Origin of the sequence: Stenotrophomonas mori, assembly GCF_023556335.1 — a bacterium.
GTDB classification, from domain to species: domain Bacteria; phylum Pseudomonadota; class Gammaproteobacteria; order Xanthomonadales; family Xanthomonadaceae; genus Stenotrophomonas; species Stenotrophomonas mori.
Map to the genome: position 1 here is coordinate 203,227 of NZ_JAIKTS010000005.1, position 14,835 is coordinate 218,061.

Here is a 14,835-nt window from a genome sequence, read left to right on the forward strand (position 1 = left end):
CCGCTCCAGCGGGGCATGGCCCCGCTTCTACAGGCGGCGGGTCACCATGGCCCGGTCGCGCCGGGCCATGCCCGGTGGGGGTTTTTGCGGTGATGCCCCAGCGGGGCGTGGCCCCGCTTCTACAGGCGGCGGGTCACCATGGCCCGGTCGCGCCGGGCCATGCCCGGTGGGGGTTTTTGCGGCGATGCCCCAGCGGGGCGCGGCCCCGCTTCTACAGGTGGCAGGCCACCACGGCCCGGTCGCGCCGGGCCATCCCCGGCGAGGGTTTTTTGCGGTGATGCCCCCGCGGGACGTGGCCCCGTTTCTACAGGCGGCGGGCCACCACGGTCCGGTAGCGCCGGGCCATGCCCGGCGACGGCCTTGGCGGTGATGCCCCCGCGGGGCGCGGCCCCGCGCTACAGGTCGCCCAGGCGCGCCTGCAGTGCGGCGATGGCGGCCAGCCCGGCGGTCTCGGTGCGCAGGATGCGTGGGCCCAGCTGCAGGCCCTGGAAGCCGGCGTCGGCCAGTTGCTGGCGGTCGCGTGGCGACCAGCCGCCCTCCGGGCCGATGGCGATCACCACGCCGCCGGCGGGTGCCGGGGGCAGCCCGGCCAGGCGGTGTCCCCCCTGCGGGTCCAGGGTCAGGCGCAGGCTCTGCGCCGGCAGCGCGGCGGTCGCGGCGGCCAGGGCCTGCGGCGGCGACAGTGCCGGGATGCGGGCGCGGCCGGACTGGCCGCAGGCCGAACCCACCACGCTGCGCCAGTGCGCGATGCGCTTCTCCGTGCGTGCGGCATCGAGCTTCACCTCGGTGCGCTCGGCATTGACCGGCACGATGGCCGCCACCCCCAGCTCGGTGGCCTTCTGCAGGATCAGGTCCATCTTTTCGCCGCGGGCGACGCCCTGCAGCAGGGTGATGGCCAGCGGCGATTCGGTGTCCACCGGGGTGGCGGCGTCGATGCGGACCTGCACGTCACGCTTGCCCACCGCCACCAGGGTCGCGGTGTAGTCGCGGCCGTCGCCGTTGAACAGTACGCAGGCATCGCCCTCGCGCAGGCGCAGGACCCGGACCAGGTGGGCGGCGGCCTCGTCCGGCAGCGGCAGCTGCAGCCCGGTGCGCAGCGGCAGGTCGACCGGGCAGCGGGTCAGGCGCATGCGCGGCTCCCCCGGGGGGCGGGACAGGGCCGACGGGGCGTCGGCGGCGCGCAGCGCCCGGCAACCGGGAGCGGCGGTGTGTCGGCGGGGTCTGCTAGCATTTCGGACTCATGGAAACGTATCTGCCAGCGCGCATTCTAGCCACCCGTCATCGTCCCGCCCGGAGCCCGGCATGAGCCGGCGGCTTCCGGTCATCCACGGCCTGCGCGGGGAGGACATCGGCCCGTTCCACCAGGAGCACCTGGACCTGGAGTTCTCCAACGGCGAACGCCGGCACTTCCAGCGGCTGGTCAGCCGTGGCGACGGCGCGGTGGTGGTGGTGCCGATGCTGGACGCACAGACCGTGCTGCTCGTGCGCGAGTACGCCGCCGGCCTGCACCGGTACGAGCTGGGGCTGGTGAAGGGCCGCATCGATGCCGGTGAAACCTCGGTGCAGGCCGCCGACCGCGAGCTCAAGGAGGAGGCCGGCTACGGCGCGCGCCGCCTGGACGTGCTGCGCGCGATGACCCTGGCGCCGACCTACATGAGCCACCAGTCATGGCTGGTGCTGGCGCGCGACCTCTATCCCGAACGGCTGCCCGGGGACGAACCCGAGGAGCTGGAAGTGGTGCCCTGGAAGCTGGCCGAGCTGGACCGCCTGATGCTGCGCGAGGATTTTTCCGAAGGACGCTCGCTGGCGGCGCTGTTCATCGTCCGCGAATGGCTGGAGAAGGGCGCATGAGCCTGCCGGACGCGAACCTGCGCGAGGCGGTCATCGGCCTGGCCGGGCAGGCGGGCGCGGCGATCATGCAGGTGTACGCGGAGGGCTTCCAGGTCGAGTGCAAGGACGACCGCAGTCCGGTGACCACGGCCGACCTCGCCGCCCACCACCTGATCGTGCGGGGGCTGGCGCAGCTGACCCCGTCGGTGCCGGTGCTGTCGGAGGAGTCGGCGGAGCTGCCATGGGAAACGCGCCGTCGATGGCATGAATACTGGTTGGTCGATCCGTTGGACGGTACCCGCGACTTCATCAAGCGCAACGGCGAATTCAGCGTCAACATCGCCCTGGTCCGCGATGGCGTGCCGGTGTTCGCGGTGGTGCAGGCGCCGCCGAGCGGGGTCGCCTGGCACGCGCTGCGCGGGGCCGGCGCATGGCGCCGCGATGCCGCCGGGCAGGACCAGGCGATCGCCGTCCGGCGCCCGCCGGCACAGCCGCTGCGGGTGGCGGCCAGCCGGTCGCACCGCGATGCACGCACCCAAGCGCTGCTGCAGCGCATGGGGGAGATCGAGCTGGTGGCGCAGGGCTCGTCGCTGAAGTTCTGCCGGCTTGCCGAGGGCTCGCTGGATGTCTACCCGCGGCTGGGCCCGACCAGCGAATGGGACACCGCCGCCGGGCAGTGCGTGCTGGAGGCGGCCGGCGGCGCGGTGCTGGCCGCCGACAGCGGCGTCCCCTTCCGCTACAACCAGCGCCCGCGGCTGCTCAACGGCGACTTCGTGGCGCTGGGCGACGCTTCGCTGCCGTGGCGCGACTGGCTGGCCGGCGCATGAGCGCTGGCGACGCACGGGGCGCGCCACGGGAGATCGGCACGCTGCTGCGGATCATGGCGCGGCTGCGCGATCCGCAGGGCGGCTGCCCCTGGGACCTCGCGCAGGATTTCTCCAGCATCGCGCCCTATACGGTCGAGGAAGCCTACGAGGTCGCCGATGCGATCGACCGCGGCGACCTGGACGATCTCCGGGACGAGCTGGGCGACCTGCTGCTGCAGGTGGTGTTCCATGCGCAGATGGCGCAGGAGCAGGGAGCGTTCGATTTCGGCGACGTGGTGGCCTCGATCAGCGGCAAGATGCTGCGCCGTCACCCGCATGTCTTCGGCGACGCGCACGCGGCCGATGCCGGCGCGGTGGTCGCCGACTGGGAGCGGATCAAGCAGCAGGAGCGGGCCGATGCCGGCGATACCGATCCTTCGGCGCTGGCCGGCATCGCCCGCGGGCTGCCGGAATGGCAGCGCGCGCTGAAGCTGCAGAAGCGCGCGGCGCGCACCGGGTTCGACTGGCCGGACGCCGCGCCGGTACTGGACAAGCTCCGCGAGGAGGCCGACGAGGTGCAGGCCGAGTTCGCGGCGGCCGCGGCCGGCGGCGAGGCCCGGCTGGAAGAGGAGATCGGTGACCTGCTGTTCGTCTGCGCCAACCTGGCCCGGCATGCGGAGGTGGACGTGGGCAGCGCGCTGCGCCGCGCCAACCTCAAGTTCGAGCGCCGTTTCCGCGCCATGGAGGCGTTGGCCGCGGCCCGTGGACAGTCGCTGCCTGCACTGGACCTGGTACAGCAGGAAGCGCTGTGGCAGGCGGTCAAGCGGGACGAACAGGACTCTCCATGATCAAGACCACCGCCCTGTTCCTGGTGACGGCGCTGGCCGAGATCGTCGGCTGCTACCTGCCCTGGCTGTGGCTGCGCCAGCAGGGCAGCCCCTGGCTGCTGCTGCCGGCCGCGGCGTGCCTGGCGTTGTTCGCGTGGCTGCTGACCCTGCACCCGACCGCCAGCGGCCGGGTCTATGCCGCCTACGGGGGCGTCTATGTCTGCACCGCGCTGTTGTGGCTGTGGCGGGTGGACGGCGTGCCGCCGAGCCGCTGGGACCTGCTGGGCGCCGGCCTGTGCCTGCTGGGCATGGTCGTGATCATGGCCGGCCCGCGCACGGGCGCGGCCTAGAACGCCCCGCGGGGTGCGGTGCCCGTCGAGGGTCGCACCCATGGCCCGTTTCGGCTGCTTCCACGGGTTCCCGCCGTTCCCTTCGCAGGAACGTTGTGGCCGCACCGGTGGCCGCTCGCAGGCGTCCGCCGGCAGGCGGCGGCGCCACTGCAACTGCGGGCGGCTTCCAGGAGTGCTGCTGGCAATCGTGGCCGGTGGCGCGGTCCTGCGGGAATGGCGCGCCTGGGCGGGACCTGCCGTCTTCGGGACGGACCGCCCGGCCTCATCCAGCCCCGCGCAGCGCCGCCGCCGGCGGCCGGGGGATGGCGCTCCAGGTGCAGCGCGGCCGGTGGCCGCTCTGGCGCCCCGCGGGCTGGCTATACTCGGCCGACAGCCATGCGGATCGCATGTCACAAGGAGGGGAATGATGGGTAACGGTGCTGCTTTTCTCGCGCTGGTGGTCTTGCTGGGCGGGGCCATCGTCCTGTTCAAGACGGTGCGCATGGTGCCGCAGGGCTATGAATGGACGGTCGAGCGGTTCGGCCGCTACACCCACACCATGTCGCCGGGGCTGCACTTCCTGATCCCGGTGGTCTACGGCGTCGGCCGCAAGGTCAACATGATGGAACAGGTGCTGGACGTGCCCAGCCAGGACGTCATCACCAAGGACAATGCGGTGGTGCGCGTGGACGGGGTGGTGTTCTTCCAGGTGCTGGACGCGGCCAAGGCCGCCTACGAGGTCGCCAACCTGGAGGTGGCGATGATCGCGCTGGTGCAGACCAACATCCGCACCGTGATCGGCTCGATGGACCTGGACGAATCGCTGAGCCAGCGCGAGACCATCAACGCGCAGCTGCTCAACGTCGTCGACCACGCCACCAACCCGTGGGGCGTCAAGGTCACCCGCATCGAGATCCGCGACATCCAGCCGCCGCGCGACCTGGTCGATTCGATGGCGCGGCAGATGAAGGCCGAGCGCGAGAAGCGCGCGCAGATCCTCGAGGCCGAGGGGTCGCGCCAGTCCGAGATCCTGCGCGCCGACGGCGAGAAGCAGGCCGCCGTGCTGGAGGCCGAGGGCCGCAAGGAGGCCGCGTTCCGCGACGCCGAGGCGCGCGAGCGCCTGGCCCAGGCCGAAGCCAAGGCGACCGCGATGGTGTCCGAGGCCATCGCCCAGGGCGACGTGCAGGCGATCAACTACTTCGTCGCGCAGAAGTACGTGGAAGCTTTCCGCGAACTGGCCAGTTCGCCCAACCAGAAGCTGGTGCTGATGCCCATGGAGGCCAGCGGCGTGATCGGCTCCATCGCCGGCGTCGCCGAGCTGGCCCGCGAGGCCTTCGCCAGGCAGGAAGAGCGCAAGGCATCGCCGTCACGCGGCAACCCGCCGCCGGGGCGCTGAGCCATGCGCTGGGAAGTGGTGGGCTGGGCGGTGCTGGCGGTGGTCCTGTTCGCCGCCGAGGCGATGGCGCCGGGCGCGTTCATGCTGTGGATGGGCTTCGCCGCCACCGCCGTGTTCCTGGTGGTCTGGGCGTACGACGGGCTGGCCGTGCTGATGCAGGTGGTGCTGTTCGTGGTGCTCAGCTTCGTCTCGATCCAGATCTACCGCACCTGGTTCCGCCGGCGTGCGCGGCCCAGCGACCAGCCGCTGCTCAACCGCCGTGCCGAGCAGTTGGTCGGGCGGGTGGTGGTGCTGGACCAGGCCATCGCCAACGGCGCCGGCCGGGCCAAGGTCGACGATGCGTTCTGGGTGGTGGCCGGCCCGGACCTGCCGGCCGGCCGGCAGGTGCGCGTGGTGGCGGTGGACGGGATGACGCTGAAGGTGCAGGAGGCCTGAGCCGCCGCTTCGCCGCGGCCATGGGCGTTGCCTTCGGCCATCTGGGATAATGACCTCTTTCCCTGCATGGAACGGCCATGACCCAGAAGACCCTGCTCAACGAAACCCACCGCTCGCTCGGCGCCAAGATGGTTGATTTCGGCGGTTGGGACATGCCGATCCACTACGGTTCGCAGATCGACGAGCACCACCTGGTACGCCGTGCCGCGGGCATGTTCGACGTCAGCCACATGACCGTGGTCGACCTCAAGGGCGCGCGCGCGCGCGAATTCCTGCGCCAGTTGCTGGCCAACGCCATCGACAAGGTCAAGGTGCCGGGCAAGGCGCTGTATTCGTGCATGCTCAATCCGCAGGGCGGGGTGATCGACGACCTGATCGTCTACTACCTGGCCGACGACTTCTTCCGCCTGGTGGTCAACGCCTCCACCCGCGACAAGGACCTGGCGTGGATCGGCGGGCATGCCGCCGGGTTCGGCGTGGACGTGGTCGAACGTGAGGACCTGGCGATCATCGCCGTGCAGGGGCCGCAGGCGCGCGGCCTGGTCGCCGGCCTGGTCGCCGAGGGCGACCGCGCGGCGCTGGATGCGCTCGCCCGTTTCGCGGCGCTGGACGTGTCCTCCGCGGACGGCGTGCCGCTGTTCGTCGCGCGTACCGGCTATACCGGCGAGGACGGCTACGAGGTGCTGCTGCCGCAGGCCGCGGTGGTCGGGTTCTGGAACGCCCTGCTGCAGGCGGGGGTGAAGCCTGCCGGCCTGGGCGCGCGCGACACGCTGCGGCTGGAAGCGGGCATGAACCTCTACGGCCAGGACATGGACGAGACGGTCACGCCGTTCGAGGCGGCGCTGGCGTGGACGGTGGCGCTGGACGACCAGGCGGACGGCACGCCGCGCGCCTTCATCGGCCGGCCGGCGCTGGAGGCGCAGAAGGCGGCCGGCGACGCCCGGCGCATGATCGGCGTGGTCATGGACGACAAGGGAGTGCTGCGCCACGGCCAGAAGGTGCTCACCGCCAGCGGCGAGGGCGAGATCCTTTCCGGCACCTTCGCGCCGACCCTGGGCAAGGCGATCGCCTTCGCCCGCGTTCCGGCCGGCGAACTCGGCGAGGTGCGGGTGGACATCCGCGGCAAGGAAGTGCCGCTGCGGGTGGTGAAGTTCCCGTTCGTGCGCGACGGCCAGCCGCAGCCGGGCATCCTCGGCTGAGCCGGAAGCGGAGCGCGCCACGGGCGGGCGCGGTCCGCTAAACTAGCCGCCCATTCCGTCCACCGCATCTTCCGGAGCAGTTGCATGAGCGAGATCCCTGGCGACCTCAAATTCCTCAAGTCCCACGAGTGGGTGCGCGCCGAAGGCAACGGTCGCGCCACCATCGGCATTTCCGACCATGCCCAGGGCCTGCTGGGCGACCTGGTGTACGTCGAACTGCCCGGCGTGGGCGACAGCGTGCAGGCCGGCAACGCCGCCGCCGTGGTCGAGTCGGTGAAGGCCGCCTCGGATGTCTACAGCCCGGTGTCGGGTACCGTGGTGGAGGTCAACGAAGCACTGGCCGACAAGCCCGAGACCATCAACGAAGACGCCTATGGCGACGGCTGGCTGTTCGTCGTCGAGCTGTCCGAGCCGGACCAGCTCAAGGAGCTGCTGGCACCGGACGACTACGCCGAGCTGCTGGAAAACGACGACCACTGACACGGTCCGTCGAACGAAACGGAACGGCCGCCGAGTGCGGCCGTTTCCATGTCCGCCACCGGCAGGTGGCGAGCGCGTGCGCCGCTGCCGCGGACAAGCGGAAGCACCTCCGTCGTGCACCTGCCGCGGGGATGAAGGCGGGTGGTGCATGGGCCGGCCACGCGCCGTGCGCGGTGTGCCGCACGAGGGCGGCGGTCGGCGCGCAGGGTGCCGGAAAGTGGTTCGCGATGTGCCCGCCGGGGCGCGAAGTCTTTGCGCAAATTCCTGTTTGCGCTGCATGAAAGCTGCAACGTCCCGCATGCGCCGGAACGTGTCCGTTGTTTTTTTTTCACATCGCCAGTGCCGATGGTGGCCGGCGTGGCGGATGTGCGTCGCGCGCACGCCGTCATGTCGGCTGTTCGCGAATAGTGCTTGTTTCAAGGTGTTTGCTGCAGAGGGTGGCCGCCGCGGCACGCGTGATGCGTGCCTGCATGCGGAGACGGGCAGCAGGCCGGCGGTGAGGGTCGGCGCGGACGGCGTGAAGCTTTCGGGAAAAAGTTGCGCGCGGGTAGTTGACAGTAAAAAAAACCGTGATTAGGTTTCGCCCAGCAGATCTTTCCTGCGGAAGCGAGTGAGCCGGATCAACATTCAGACGCGAAGCACAACCTGCACGTCCGCCACGGATGCACTGATGGTGGAGCAGGCTTCGCTTCCTTCCGCGAAACGCATGCACGAACACACCATGGCACCCGCGGCGGGAATCGCTGCGGGTGTTTCTGTATCCGTCACGGTGCGCCGAACGCGCCGTCGGTCCTCCGCGCGGGTGCGCGGATTCGTTTCAACTGGGCATTTCAATTCCATAGATCACTGACGAGGAGCCATCCCATGGCCACGAAGAAAGCTGCGAAGAAACCTGCCGCCAAAAAGGCGGTGAAGAAGGTCGCCAAGAAGGCCACTGCGAAGAAGGCGGTGAAGAAGGTCGCCAAGAAGGTTGCCGCGAAGAAGCCAGTGAAGAAGGTCGCCAAGAAGGCCACCGCGAAGAAGGCGGTGAAGAAGGTCGCCAAGAAGGCCACCGCCAAGAAGGCGGTGAAGAAGGTCGCCAAGAAGGCCACCGCGAAGAAGGCGGTGAAGAAGGTCGCCAAGAAGGCCACCGCGAAGAAGGCGGTGAAGAAGGTCGCCAAGAAGACCACCGCCAAGAAGGCGGTGAAGAAGGTCGCCAAGAAGTCCACCGTCAAGAAGCCGGTGAAGAAGGTCGCCAAGAAGGCCACCGCCAAGAAGCCGGTGAAGAAGGTCGCCAAGAAGGCCACCGCCAAGAAGGCGGTTGCGAAGAAGCCCGCCGCGAAGAAGGCGGTGAAGAAGGTCGCCAAGAAGGCGGTGGCCAAGAAGACCGTAGCCAAGAAGAAGCCGGCAGCCCGCAAGAAGAAGGCGGCTCCCGTGGCGCTTCCGGTCACCCCGTTGCCGCTGATCTGATCCTGCGCTGAAACCGTGCCTGAAGCTCCTTCCCCGATTGCCCAGCGGGGAGGGAGTTTTTTTATGGGCGTTCGGCCGCTGGACCGCGGGCGGGGCGGAAAACACGAAGGCGGCCCCTGGGGCCGCCTTCGATGCGCGTGCGGTGCATGCGTGCGGCGGGGCGCCGCGGCGGGCTCAGCGCGGCGAAGCGGTCGCGCGGTCGGAGGCGACACCCTTCCTGCCGTTGGCAGGCGCGGCGGGGGCATCGTCGGCCATCAGGTTGTCGCTGCCGAAGTCGGTGTCCACGTCCAGCCAGCGCTGGGTCGGCAGGCCGATGGCCCGGTCGAGGATGGTCGGCAGCAGGCCGCTGGGGACCGTGCTTTCGCCGTTCCACAGGACCGCGATGCCGAGGTCGCGCTCGGGCAGCAGGGCGATCAGCCCGCGGTAGCCCTGCACCGCGCCGGCATGGAACACCACACTGTGCCCGGCATAGTCGAATACCCGCCAGCCCAGTGCATAGCCGGCCGAGTCCAGCCGCTCGCGGCGCCAGCCCGAGCGCATCTCGCCGGGGGTGCTGACCAGCGGCGCATGCAGCGTGGCCAGCAGCGGCGCCGGCAGCACGTCCTGGCGGTGTCCGGTGTGTGCGATCAGCCACTGCGCCATGTCGCTGGCGCTGGCGTTGACGCCGGCCGCGGGGGCGACGCGGTAGTAGGTGGGCTTGGGCGTCAGCGAGACCCAGCCGTTGCGGCTGCGCACGTGCGGCCGTGCCCAGCGTGGGCTGGCCTGGATGCCGGCCAGGCCGAGGCTGGCATCGTTCATGCCCAGCGGCTTGAAGATGCGGCGTTCCACCGCCTGTTCGTAGAAGCTGCCGGACGCGGCATAGACCACATCGCCGATCAGGCTGAAGGCGACGTTCTGGTAGGCATAGCAATCGCCCGGCTCGCACCGCAGCGGTGCGCTGGCGAGCTTGCGGGTCAGGGTGTAGTAGTCGGCGTTGGCCTCGATGTCGCGGTCGTAGGCGTTGAACGGCAGGCCGACGCGGTGGCTGAGCACGTCGGCCACGGTCAGGCGCCGGGTCGCTTCGGGCGTGGCCAGCTGGAAGCCGGGCATGTAGTCGGTGACCTTGCTGTCCCAGCGCAGGGTTCCGTCGTTGACCAGCAGTCCGGCCATGGTGCCGGCGAAGGCCTTGGACAGCGAGGCCAGGCGGAACACGGTGTGCGCGTCGACCGGCTGCGGATCGCCGATGTCGGTGACCCCGTAGCCGCGCGCGGACAGCACCCGTCCGTTCTGCACGATCGCCATGGCGATGCCCGGCACCCGGTTGCCATAGGTGAGCTGTTCGGCCATCGACTCGATGGCCGGGACATTGAAGCCGTCCGGCAAGGCCTGCACCTGGTCCGGACGCAGCCCGACGCGCCAGGGCATCGGCTGGGTCGGCGATTGCGGCGGCGCGTTCTCCAGGTTCACCGGCAACTGCGAAACCGAGTCGGGCAGCGGCTGCGGGGAGGAGGCGGGCGTCTGGGCAGTGGATGACAGCGCGAAGGGCATCAACACCCCGAGCAATCCCGATGCCACCGGACGGTAATACCGGCGCCTGCTGTTGTCTTTCATCGTGATCGTTGCCTGTAAGCTAAGGCTGCCGGCGATTCTAGCGCTGCTTTTCACGATTGCACAAATGGGGAGAAGATGAATGGGCATCGCATTGATATTCCTGGTTTTTGTTGCGGTGCTCGTTCTTGTTGCCGGAATCGGGGTGGGGATCTACAACGGCCTGGTGCGTGCCCGCAACGGCTACCGCAACGCCTTCGCGCAGATCGACGTGCAGTTGCAGCGGCGTTTCGACCTGATCCCCAACCTGGTGGAAACCGCCAAGGGGTACCTGGCCCACGAGCGGCAGACGCTGGAGGCGGTGATCGCCGCGCGGGGGGCCGCGCAGGCGGGCCTGGCCGCCGCCAAGGCCGCTCCGGGCGACGCCGGCGCGATGGCGCAGCTGGCAGCCTCGCAGGGGCAGCTGGATGGGGTCCTGGGGCGGCTCATGGCGGTGGCCGAGGCGTATCCGGACCTGAAGGGCAACCAGACCATGCTGCAGCTGAGCGAGGAGCTGGCGAGCACCGAGAACAAGGTGGCGTTCGCGCGGCAGGCCTACAACGATGCGGTGATGGGCTACAACAACCGCCGCGAGACCTTCCCGGCGACGCTGTTCGCCGGCCTGTTCCAGTTCGCGCCGGCGGCGCTGCTCGATATACCCGTGGAGAAGCGCGCGCAGGTGCGCGAGGCGCCCAGGGTCGGTTTCTGAAGCGCGGCCGCGGCCGCCACGGTGCGCGCGGCCTGACCGCGTGCCGCCGGGTCTGCGGCCCCGCGCGGGGCATTCCGCCATGAACTTCTTCGAGCACCAGGCCCGTGCACGCAGGAACTCCGTGCGCCTGCTGTTGCTGTTCGCGCTGGCGGTGGTGGCCATCGTCGCGGTGCTGGATGTCCTGGTGCTGCTGGCCACCGGCAGCGGCCAGGCGGTGCTGCTGTGCACCGTGGCGACCCTGGCGGTCATCGGCCTGTCGTCGCTGTACCGCATCGCCCGGCTGCGCGGCGGCGGCGACCAGGTGGCGATCCAGATGGGCGGGCGCTGGGTGCCGGACGATACCGGCGATCCGGCGTTGCGGCGCCTGCGCAATGTCGTGGAAGAGATCGCGATCGCCTCGGGCGTTCCGGTGCCGCGGCTGTACGTGCTCGAACAGGAGGCCGGGATCAACGCCTTCGCCGCCGGCTATTCGCCCGCCGATGCGGTCGTCGCGGTCACGGCCGGGGCATTGCAGCGGCTCAACCGCGACGAGCTGCAGGGCGTGGTCGCGCACGAATTCAGCCATATCCTCAATGGCGACATGCGCCTGAACATCCGCCTTATGGGCCTGCTGTCCGGCATCCTGATGCTCAGCGTGATCGGGCGCCGCGTGCTGCTGCATGCGGGGCGCGGAGGCCGGTTGCGCGGGGCGCGGGGGACCGGGCCGATAGCGGTGCTGCTGGTCGCCGGCGTGGCGGCGGTGGCGGTCGGCAGCATCGGCGTGTTCTTCGGCCGGTTGATCAAGGCGGGCGTATCGCGGCAGCGGGAGCTGCTGGCCGATGCCTCGGCGGTGCAGTTCACCCGCCAGACCGCGGGCCTGGCCGGAGCGCTGAAGAAGATCGGTGGGCTGAGCGAGGGCTCGCGGCTCGGCGACCGTGCCGGCGCCGAAGAGGTCAGCCACATGCTGTTCGGTCAGGGGTTGCGGTTCTCGCGCTGGTTCGCGACACACCCGCCGCTGCTCGCGCGCATCCAGCGCCTGGAACCCGGGTTCCGCGCCGAGGCGCTGCAGCGCCTGCGCGGGCAGTGGGGGCTGGTGCCCCCAGACGGTCTGGCCGAAGACCGTCTGCTGGGGTTGGCCGATGCGGTGCCCGATGGGGGGACGACCGTTGCCGCGCGGTGTGCACCGGCCGACGTGGCTGCCCGGGTGGCGTCGCCAGGGGCCGACGATTATCGGCAGGCGGCACGGTTGACGGTGGTGTTGCCGGCGCCCTTGCGCGCGCTGGCGCGCGAACGCGATGCGGCCGGACCGCTGCTGCTGGCGCTGCTGCTCGATGGCGATGCCGTGGTCGCCGCCCGGCAGCGCGATGCGGTGGCGGCGCAGCTGGGCGAGGACGTCGCGGCCGCCATGCTGGAGATCGCGTATGGCCCGCTGCATGGGCTGCGGCCGGCACTGCGGCTGCCCTTGGCGACCCTGGCGTTCCCCGCGCTGCGCGCCCTGCCACGGCCGCGGCTGCAGGCGTTCCTGGAGTGCATCCACGCCGTGTCGCATGCCGATGGGCGCATCTCGCTGTTCGAGTACTGCCTCTCGCACCTGCTGCAGGTGCAGGTGCGCGCGGCGCTGGATCCGGCACGGCACCTGCACTTCGGCCGGCGCAAGGTCGCCGATGTCGGTGGCGAGCTGGCGCTGCTGCTGGCGGTGGTGGCCGACGCCGGCAGCCCGGACGATGCCGAAGCGGCACGCCGCGCCTACCTGGCGGGAATGCAGCGGGTGCTGCCGCAGGCGTGCCTGCCCTACCGTCCGCCGTCCGTCGGGGTGCTGGCGCTGGACGCGGCCTGGGCGCCGCTGGATGCGCTGGACCCGCTGGCCAAGCAACTGCTGGTGGAAGCGGTTGCCGCGACCATCGGCCACGACCTGCAGCTGAACGTGGCCGAGGCCGAGCTGTTGAGGATGATCTGCGGCGCCCTGCAGTGCCCGTTGCCGGCGATGCCGGCGGCCACCTAGGGCCCGCTGCGGCGACCGCCGGCCGGCCCGGCGGGGACGGGGCGCACTGGCGATGTTGCAGTGCATCGGATACCTTGCGCGCTTCGTTGCGACGGAAAAAACCGATGCGGTCCGCTCAGGGCAGGGTACATACGGGAGAGGGGCGGGCGGTCGCGCTGTCCTTCGCGTACTTCTTTTGCGTGCTGGCCGCGTACTACGTCATCCGCCCGCTGCGCGAGCAGCTGGCCGCGGCGGTCGGCTCGACCCAGCTGCCGTGGTTCTACGGTGCCACCTTCATCGGCACGCTGCTGCTCTCGCCGCTGTTCGGGGCCCTGGTCACCCGCTGGCCACGGCGGGTGGTGCTGCCCCTGGTCTATGGGTTCTTCATCGCCTGCCTGGTCGGCTTCGTGCCGCTGTTCGCCTGGCCGGGATTGTTGACGCCGCGCGCGCTGGGGATGGTGTTCTTCGTCTGGGTCAGCGTGTTCAACCTGTTCGTGGTCTCGGTGTTCTGGAGCTTCATGTCCGACATCTGGAGCAGCGAGCAGTCGCGGCGGCTGTTCCCGATCATCGCGGTGGCCGGCACCGTGGGGGCGGTGACCGGGCCGATGCTCACGCGCTCGCTGGTGGGCGTCATCGGCGTCGCGCCGCTGCTGCTGGTGTCCGCCGGGCTGCTGTGCCTGGCGCTGGGCTGCGCGATCGCGCTGGGGCGCTGGGCGCGCCGGCATGGCGCGCGTCGCCACGAGCCCGGCCACGAGGCCGCGGTCGGCGGCGGCATGTTCGACGGCCTCAAGCAGGTGTTCGCGGACCCCTTCGTGCGCAATATGTCGATCCTGCTGCTGCTGGCCGACGGTATCGGTACGGTGAACTATGCGCTGGTGACCGACTACTCCGGGGCCACCTTCGTCGATGCGGTGGCGCGGACCCGCTTCGCGGCCAATATCGACCTGGCGGGCAACCTGTTGACCGCCCTCACCCAGTTGACCCTGACCCGCTGGCTGCTGCCGCGCAAGGGGCCGGGCACGGTCATCATGATCTGGGCGCTGGTCAGCATCTCCGCGCTGGCGCTGGTGCTGTTCTCGCGGGACCCGCATGCGCCGTTGCTGCTGGGCATGCCGGCGGTGGCGGTGGCGCTGATCGTCAGCCGCGGGCTGGCCTACGGCATGGCCGAGCCGGCGCGGCACAGCCTGTATACGCGGGTGCCGCGGAACGTGCGCTACAAGGGCCAGAACGCGGTGGACACGGCGGTATGGCGCTTCGGCGACCTGTCCATCGCGCTGGGCATGAACGGGCTGCGGGTGCTGGGCATCAGCACCGCCGGCTTCGCCGGCATCAGTGCGGCGGCGGCGCTGCTCGCGGCGGGCATCGGTTGGCGCCTGTCGCGTCGCCCCGAAGGCGTGCCGGCAGCGGAGGCGGCACGCCTGCCTTCCTGATGCGGAACGGCCGGGGAACGCCGCCGGCGCTCACCGGGCCAGCCACAGCGGCACGGCATGCAGCGTGGCCCCGAGGACGAACAGCGCGCTCAGCAGGTGCACGCGTGCGTCGTGGATGCGCAGGAACACGAACTGTTCGAGGGTCCGTCCCAGCCAGAACAGCGTCATGAACCCGAGCAGCGCACGCCCCAGGGGCGTGGCCGTCAGCGCGTGGGCGAAGGCCAGCGACACCGCGCCCATGCCCAGGAACACGTAGACCAGGCGCAGGTTGAGTATCTGCACGATCGCGCGGTTGACCGGATCGAGGCGGGCAAGCGCGCCTTTCCAGCCGAACAGCTTCCAGAAGCCCAGGTGGAATGCCGCAAAGCCCAGGCTGTGCACGCCGCCCAGGCGCACCAGCAGCTCGGCGGTCTCCATGG

15 protein-coding genes are annotated in these 14,835 nt (G+C 70.5%); 12 read left to right on the forward strand and 3 right to left on the reverse strand.

Annotated elements, in window-relative coordinates:
• Positions 1-395: 395 nt before the first annotated feature.
• Positions 396-1,130, reverse strand: a complete 735-nt coding sequence (locus K5L01_RS13805; protein WP_250065178.1) for a 16S rRNA (uracil(1498)-N(3))-methyltransferase — start codon at positions 1,128-1,130, stop codon at positions 396-398.
• Positions 1,131-1,302: 172 nt separating this feature from the next.
• On the opposite strand from K5L01_RS13805, the gene nudE reads away from it, so the two are divergent.
• The 9 genes from nudE (at position 1,303) to K5L01_RS13850 (ending at position 8,751) form a co-directional block, all read left to right on the forward strand.
• Positions 1,303-1,851, forward strand: a complete 549-nt coding sequence (gene nudE / locus K5L01_RS13810) for an ADP compounds hydrolase NudE (RefSeq protein WP_250065179.1) — start codon at positions 1,303-1,305, stop codon at positions 1,849-1,851.
• Positions 1,848-2,657 carry a 3'(2'),5'-bisphosphate nucleotidase CysQ gene (gene cysQ, locus K5L01_RS13815; protein WP_250065180.1) on the forward strand — a complete coding sequence of 270 codons (810 nt, stop codon included), beginning with the start codon at positions 1,848-1,850 and terminating at the stop codon, positions 2,655-2,657. The genes nudE and cysQ overlap by 4 nt, the downstream gene beginning before the upstream one ends.
• On the forward strand, positions 2,654-3,484 hold the full coding sequence (gene mazG, locus K5L01_RS13820) for a nucleoside triphosphate pyrophosphohydrolase (RefSeq protein WP_250065181.1): 831 nt from the start codon (positions 2,654-2,656) through the stop codon (positions 3,482-3,484). The genes cysQ and mazG overlap by 4 nt, the downstream gene beginning before the upstream one ends.
• Positions 3,481-3,813 carry a YnfA family protein gene (locus K5L01_RS13825; protein WP_250065182.1) on the forward strand — a complete coding sequence of 111 codons (333 nt, stop codon included), beginning with the start codon at positions 3,481-3,483 and terminating at the stop codon, positions 3,811-3,813. The genes mazG and K5L01_RS13825 overlap by 4 nt, the downstream gene beginning before the upstream one ends.
• Positions 3,814-4,219: 406 nt before the next feature.
• Positions 4,220-5,188, forward strand: a complete 969-nt coding sequence (locus K5L01_RS13830) for an SPFH domain-containing protein (protein WP_425603901.1) — start codon at positions 4,220-4,222, stop codon at positions 5,186-5,188.
• Between the two features lie 3 nt (positions 5,189-5,191).
• Positions 5,192-5,623, forward strand: a complete 432-nt coding sequence (locus K5L01_RS13835) for an NfeD family protein (protein WP_250065184.1) — start codon at positions 5,192-5,194, stop codon at positions 5,621-5,623.
• 77 nt (positions 5,624-5,700) lie between these two features.
• Positions 5,701-6,822 (forward strand): glycine cleavage system aminomethyltransferase GcvT, encoded by a 1,122-nt coding sequence (gene gcvT, locus K5L01_RS13840; RefSeq protein WP_250065185.1) that lies wholly within the window; start codon positions 5,701-5,703, stop codon positions 6,820-6,822.
• 84 nt (positions 6,823-6,906) lie between these two features.
• Positions 6,907-7,302, forward strand: coding sequence for a glycine cleavage system protein GcvH (gene gcvH / locus K5L01_RS13845; protein ID WP_250065186.1), 396 nt, complete (start codon positions 6,907-6,909; stop codon positions 7,300-7,302).
• An 864-nt stretch (positions 7,303-8,166) separates the two neighbouring features.
• Positions 8,167-8,751 (forward strand): hypothetical protein, encoded by a 585-nt coding sequence (locus K5L01_RS13850; RefSeq protein ID WP_250065187.1) that lies wholly within the window; start codon positions 8,167-8,169, stop codon positions 8,749-8,751.
• A 174-nt stretch (positions 8,752-8,925) separates the two neighbouring features.
• On the opposite strand, the gene K5L01_RS13855 is transcribed toward K5L01_RS13850, so the two are convergent.
• Positions 8,926-10,341, reverse strand: coding sequence for a serine hydrolase domain-containing protein (locus tag K5L01_RS13855; protein WP_250065188.1), 1,416 nt, complete (start codon positions 10,339-10,341; stop codon positions 8,926-8,928).
• Between the two features lie 79 nt (positions 10,342-10,420).
• Between K5L01_RS13855 and K5L01_RS13860 the strand changes: the two genes are divergently transcribed.
• The 3 genes from K5L01_RS13860 to K5L01_RS13870 all read left to right on the forward strand — a co-directional run bounded on the left by K5L01_RS13860 (position 10,421) and on the right by K5L01_RS13870 (position 14,416).
• A complete protein-coding gene (locus tag K5L01_RS13860) occupies positions 10,421-11,026 on the forward strand; it encodes a LemA family protein (protein WP_250065189.1) in 606 nt (201 codons plus the stop codon).
• A gap of 79 nt (positions 11,027-11,105) precedes the next feature.
• On the forward strand, positions 11,106-13,007 hold the full coding sequence (locus K5L01_RS13865) for a M48 family metallopeptidase (RefSeq protein ID WP_250065190.1): 1,902 nt from the start codon (positions 11,106-11,108) through the stop codon (positions 13,005-13,007).
• Between the two features lie 179 nt (positions 13,008-13,186).
• Positions 13,187-14,416, forward strand: coding sequence for an NTP/NDP exchange transporter (locus K5L01_RS13870; RefSeq protein ID WP_250065191.1), 1,230 nt, complete (start codon positions 13,187-13,189; stop codon positions 14,414-14,416).
• A 30-nt stretch (positions 14,417-14,446) separates the two neighbouring features.
• Here K5L01_RS13870 and K5L01_RS13875 read toward each other — a convergent pair whose 3' ends face one another.
• Positions 14,447-14,833: a hypothetical protein gene (locus tag K5L01_RS13875; RefSeq protein WP_250065192.1), complete on the reverse strand. Its 387-nt coding sequence runs from the start codon at positions 14,831-14,833 to the stop codon at positions 14,447-14,449.
• Positions 14,834-14,835: the final 2 nt, after the last annotated feature.

Bases quoted from the DNA above. Each gene is read 5' to 3' on its own strand.
- K5L01_RS13805 (WP_250065178.1), bottom strand. From the start codon at position 1,130: ATGCGCCTGACCCGCTGCCCGGTCGACCTGCCGCTGCGCACCGGGCTG.
- nudE (WP_250065179.1), top strand. From the start codon at position 1,303: ATGAGCCGGCGGCTTCCGGTCATCCACGGCCTGCGCGGGGAGGACATC.
- cysQ (WP_250065180.1), top strand. From the start codon at position 1,848: ATGAGCCTGCCGGACGCGAACCTGCGCGAGGCGGTCATCGGCCTGGCC.
- mazG (WP_250065181.1), top strand. From the start codon at position 2,654: ATGAGCGCTGGCGACGCACGGGGCGCGCCACGGGAGATCGGCACGCTG.
- K5L01_RS13825 (WP_250065182.1), top strand. From the start codon at position 3,481: ATGATCAAGACCACCGCCCTGTTCCTGGTGACGGCGCTGGCCGAGATC.
- K5L01_RS13830 (WP_425603901.1), top strand. From the start codon at position 4,220: ATGGGTAACGGTGCTGCTTTTCTCGCGCTGGTGGTCTTGCTGGGCGGG.
- K5L01_RS13835 (WP_250065184.1), top strand. From the start codon at position 5,192: ATGCGCTGGGAAGTGGTGGGCTGGGCGGTGCTGGCGGTGGTCCTGTTC.
- gcvT (WP_250065185.1), top strand. From the start codon at position 5,701: ATGACCCAGAAGACCCTGCTCAACGAAACCCACCGCTCGCTCGGCGCC.
- gcvH (WP_250065186.1), top strand. From the start codon at position 6,907: ATGAGCGAGATCCCTGGCGACCTCAAATTCCTCAAGTCCCACGAGTGG.
- K5L01_RS13850 (WP_250065187.1), top strand. From the start codon at position 8,167: ATGGCCACGAAGAAAGCTGCGAAGAAACCTGCCGCCAAAAAGGCGGTG.
- K5L01_RS13855 (WP_250065188.1), bottom strand. From the start codon at position 10,341: ATGAAAGACAACAGCAGGCGCCGGTATTACCGTCCGGTGGCATCGGGA.
- K5L01_RS13860 (WP_250065189.1), top strand. From the start codon at position 10,421: ATGGGCATCGCATTGATATTCCTGGTTTTTGTTGCGGTGCTCGTTCTT.
- K5L01_RS13865 (WP_250065190.1), top strand. From the start codon at position 11,106: ATGAACTTCTTCGAGCACCAGGCCCGTGCACGCAGGAACTCCGTGCGC.
- K5L01_RS13875 (WP_250065192.1), bottom strand. From the start codon at position 14,833: ATGGAGACCGCCGAGCTGCTGGTGCGCCTGGGCGGCGTGCACAGCCTG.